This is a genomic window from Devosia sp. (assembly GCF_040509215.1).
Taxonomy (GTDB): domain Bacteria; phylum Pseudomonadota; class Alphaproteobacteria; order Rhizobiales; family Devosiaceae; genus Devosia.
Window position 1 is genome coordinate 1 of sequence record NZ_JBEVLL010000082.1, and the last position, 3637, is coordinate 3637.

At 60.6% G+C, this 3637-nt stretch carries 5 protein-coding genes; 1 reads left to right on the forward strand and 4 read right to left on the reverse strand.

Annotated elements, in window-relative coordinates:
• The 4 genes from ABW043_RS04590 to ABW043_RS04605 all read right to left on the reverse strand — a co-directional run.
• The coding region (locus ABW043_RS04590) for a DUF6886 family protein (RefSeq protein WP_353920053.1) at window positions 1-454 on the reverse strand (454 nt) is incomplete at its 3' end.
• Window positions 451-1104, reverse strand: a complete 654-nt coding sequence (locus ABW043_RS04595) for a GNAT family N-acetyltransferase (protein WP_353920054.1) — start codon at window positions 1102-1104, stop codon at window positions 451-453. The genes ABW043_RS04590 and ABW043_RS04595, both read right to left, overlap by 4 nt.
• Window positions 1101-1970, reverse strand: a complete 870-nt coding sequence (locus tag ABW043_RS04600) for an SDR family oxidoreductase (RefSeq protein WP_353920055.1) — start codon at window positions 1968-1970, stop codon at window positions 1101-1103. The genes ABW043_RS04595 and ABW043_RS04600 overlap by 4 nt, the downstream gene beginning before the upstream one ends.
• Before the next feature lie 29 nt (window positions 1971-1999).
• A complete protein-coding gene (locus ABW043_RS04605; RefSeq protein ID WP_353920056.1) occupies window positions 2000-2677 on the reverse strand; it encodes a glutathione S-transferase family protein in 678 nt (225 codons plus the stop codon).
• 113 nt (window positions 2678-2790) lie between these two features.
• Here ABW043_RS04605 and ABW043_RS04610 point away from each other — a divergent pair, with 113 nt between their 5' ends.
• Window positions 2791-3603: an undecaprenyl-diphosphate phosphatase gene (locus ABW043_RS04610; protein ID WP_353920057.1), complete on the forward strand. Its 813-nt coding sequence runs from the start codon at window positions 2791-2793 to the stop codon at window positions 3601-3603.
• The last annotated feature ends 34 nt before the right edge of the window (window positions 3604-3637 follow it).

Here is a 3637-nt window from a genome sequence, read left to right on the forward strand (position 1 = left end):
TCGACTGCTTCACCGCGTCATGCAGCTCCCACAGCGAAGGCAGCACTTTCAGCTTCACGCCCTCGGCAGCAATGGCGCCGGGCAAGTCATCTAGAACCTCTAGCCCCACGGGTTCTATGGCGCCATAGGACACCCAATATCCGGCGCCCTCGTCCTGCAGCACAAAGCCATCATTGGGCATGGCATAGCGGTGCAACTTTCCCGCCCGCAGCCGCTCCACCCAATCCTCCTCGATGGCAATCACCACCGCTTCATCACCCAGAAACCGCTCGACATCCGAGCCAACACTTTCCGGCCCGGCGCGAAAACACACGCGTGGGCAATCGCGCGGCAGCAGATAATTGGCGATGCGCTGGTCCGAAATCGCCCAGACCACCGGCTCCTCGGTATAGGCCGATGGACGGGGCTCGAACCGGGTGATCCCCGGATCATCGCTGAGATGAAACAGCCTCACCGCGTCGCGAGCCTGGTCTTCTGCTGCCCGTTCGCGTCAAAATTATCCGGGCTTAGCCAGCGCTCATATTCAGCCCGCAGAGCCGGCCATTCGCCGTCGATCATCGAGAACCAGGCCGTATCCCGGCTTTCGCCCTTCAAAATCATGTCCTGCCGGAACACGCCTTCATGGGTGAAGCCGAAGCGCGTCGCCGCGGCCTTGGAGGGCTCGTTGCGATCATTGCACTTCCACTCAAAGCGCCGATAGCCGAGATCGTCAAAGGCATGCCGCGCAAAAAGGTAGAGCGCCTCGGTCGCCATCTGCGTGCGCGCCATGGGCAGGCCCCAATAGACCCCGCCGATCTCAATGGAACCGTGTTCGGGGCGGATACGCATCCAGCCCTGCTGGCCCAGCGCCTTGCCGCTGGCCTTGTCCACGATCGCCACATAGGCCGGATCAGTCCCGGCCTTGGCCTCCTCGATACGGGCTTCCATCTCATTGAGGCTCGTCGGCGCATTGCTAAAGAGCCAGCGATATCGTTCCGCGCCCCCGTCCATCGTGGACACGGCCAAGAGATCAGCGGCGTGGCGCTTGTCCAGCGGCTCAAGCCAGACATAGCGGCCTTCGAGTACGATGCGCTCAGGTGCAGACTTTGCGGGTTGGAGGCTCATCGAAAATCCTTCCAGATGGCATCAAGGCCAGTCTGATAATTGGGGTAAAGCAACTCGATCCCGAGCGCTTCTTTTATGGCCTTGTTCGAAACGCGCTTGTTGTCGCGATAAAAGCTGCGCGCCATCGGCGTCATGTCCGCGGTTTCGAAATCAATCTCGGCCGGGGGTTCGACACCCATCTTTTCGGCCGCATAGGTGATGAGGTCTTGCGGCGGGCCCGGCTGGTCATCTGCCAAGTTGAAATTGCCGGCGAGCCGCCGCTCCGCCGCCAGCATGGTGACGCGGGCAATGTCTTCGACATGGATGCGGTTAAACACCTGACCCGGTTTTATGACGCGCCGCGCTGTCCCATCAGCCAGCTTGTCAAAACTCGACCGCCCCGGCCCATAAATTCCGGCGAGCCGTAGAATGCAGAGCGGCACGCCGCGCGCCCTGGCATAGTCGATCCACTCTTCCTCGGCGCTGGCGCGCACGCCCGAACGCAGGTTGCGCGGGCTCAGCGGCGCCGATTCGTCGATCCAGGCGCCCCCGAAATCCCCGTAGACCCCAACCGTGGAATAATAGCAGAGCCATTGCAGATCAGCCATGGCATCGAGATCCGCGCGATGGTGCCGCAGCACCACATCGCCGGCCTCGTCGGGCGCGATCGAGACCACCACATGCGTGCAATCCCGCAGCGCCGCGCCCACGTCCGGCCCCGGCGCGGTACCATCGAAAACGACCGCCGAAATGCCTTCTTCGGTTAACCGATTTGCCTTGTCCGACGTTCTCACCGTTCCCAGTGTGTCAACGAATTCACCGCTCTTTGCGAGCAGATGCGCACTCGCCTGCGACGAGTAGCCAAGGCCAAAAAAGAATGCGCGCATAAGTTATCCCCGGCCCCCACGGCAGCGACTTAAAAGTCGAGGTCGGCATAACCCTTGCTCGGCGGCATGGCAACGACGCGATCGTTGAGCAGCGTCCTGAAGGCCGGGCGCGATTTCAGCCGCGAATACCAGTCTCGCGTTTCGGCGGCCTTGGACCAGTCGATATCGCCGAGATAATCGAGCGTGGAGAGGTGCGCCGCCAGCGCGAAATCGGCCAGCGTCATTTCTTCGCCGGCCAGCCATTTCCGGCTCGCCAGCAGCCAGTTGAAATAGAGCATGTGCTCGGCAAGGTTGGCCTTGGCCGCCCGCAATACCGAAGGCTCGGGCGTTGCGCCCTTGAGGTCCCGCTTGGCGATCTTTTCCTCAACGAGATAGCGCGTCACCTCGTCGTTGAATTTGACCAGCATCCATTCGACCAGCCGCCACATTTCGGCGCGGTCGAGCGGATGGGTCGGCATCAAACCGCCAACGGTTTCAAGGGTGTAGATATCTTCCACGACATGGATCGACGCCAGAATGCCGATGATCGGCACCTCGTCGTCGGTGACGAGAATTGGCAGCGTTGCCGCGGGGTTGAGCTCCAGCAGATGCGGTTCACGCAGCCACGGCTTGATCTCCTCCACATCCAGCGGCACGCCATATTCGGCACACATAAGCCGAATAAGTCGCGAGGCAGGATCGAGAGGATGGTGCACGAGTGTCGGCATGAAGGGGCCCCGGTTGACGCGAAGCTGCCTTGCTTGGTCCCTCGCTTGGCGCGGTTGACGAACACCGTTAAGAGAGGGGGCAAAACGGCCCAAGAGACGAGTTAGGAGATCAGATGAACGCGGATCAAGGTCTTTTTGTGCCCCTTATTCTGGGAATTCTGGAAGGCCTTACCGAATTCCTACCGGTCAGCTCCACCGGACACCTTTTGTTAGCAGGTCATTTCTTCGGACTGACCCAGCCGACGACCTTCGTTGTACTCATTCAGTTGGGTGCAATTCTTGCTGTTGTCACGGTCTATTTCGCAAAATTGGGCATGCTCATTCGCGATGCTCTGACCGGCAAGCGCTACGCTTGGCAGTTCGCCCTTTCGGTCATTCTCGCCTGTTTCCCCGCCGTCATCGCTGGGGTTCTGCTGCGCGATTTCATCCAGGGCGACCTGTGGGAATCGGCGGCGCTGATCTGCTGGACCCTCCTCATCGGCGGCTTCATCCTGCTCATCGTCGACCGCCTCAAACTTGAGCCAAAGTACGACGATATCTACACTTTTCCCTGGCACCTGGCCGTGATCATCGGCCTTTTCCAGATGCTGTCGCTGGTCCCCGGCGTTTCCCGTTCTGGCTCAACCGTCGTGGGCGGCATGCTCTTTGGCGCATCCAAGCGCGCTGCCGCCGAGTTCACGTTCTTTGTCGCCCTTCCCATCATGGTCGGCGCCTTTGGCTATGACCTCTACAAGAGCCGCGACCTCATCGACGCATCCATCGCGCTCAATGTCGCGGTCGGCTTTGCCGCCGCTTTCATCGTCGGCGCCGTGGTCGTGCGCTACCTTCTGAATTTCGTGTCGCGCTATGGCTTTGCCCCCTTTGCCTGGTGGCGCATTGCCGTCGGCATCTTCGGGCTCATCGGCATTTATTTCTTCGGCAAGTAGGCTTCAGCCTCCCGCCTCCACAAACAAAAAGGCC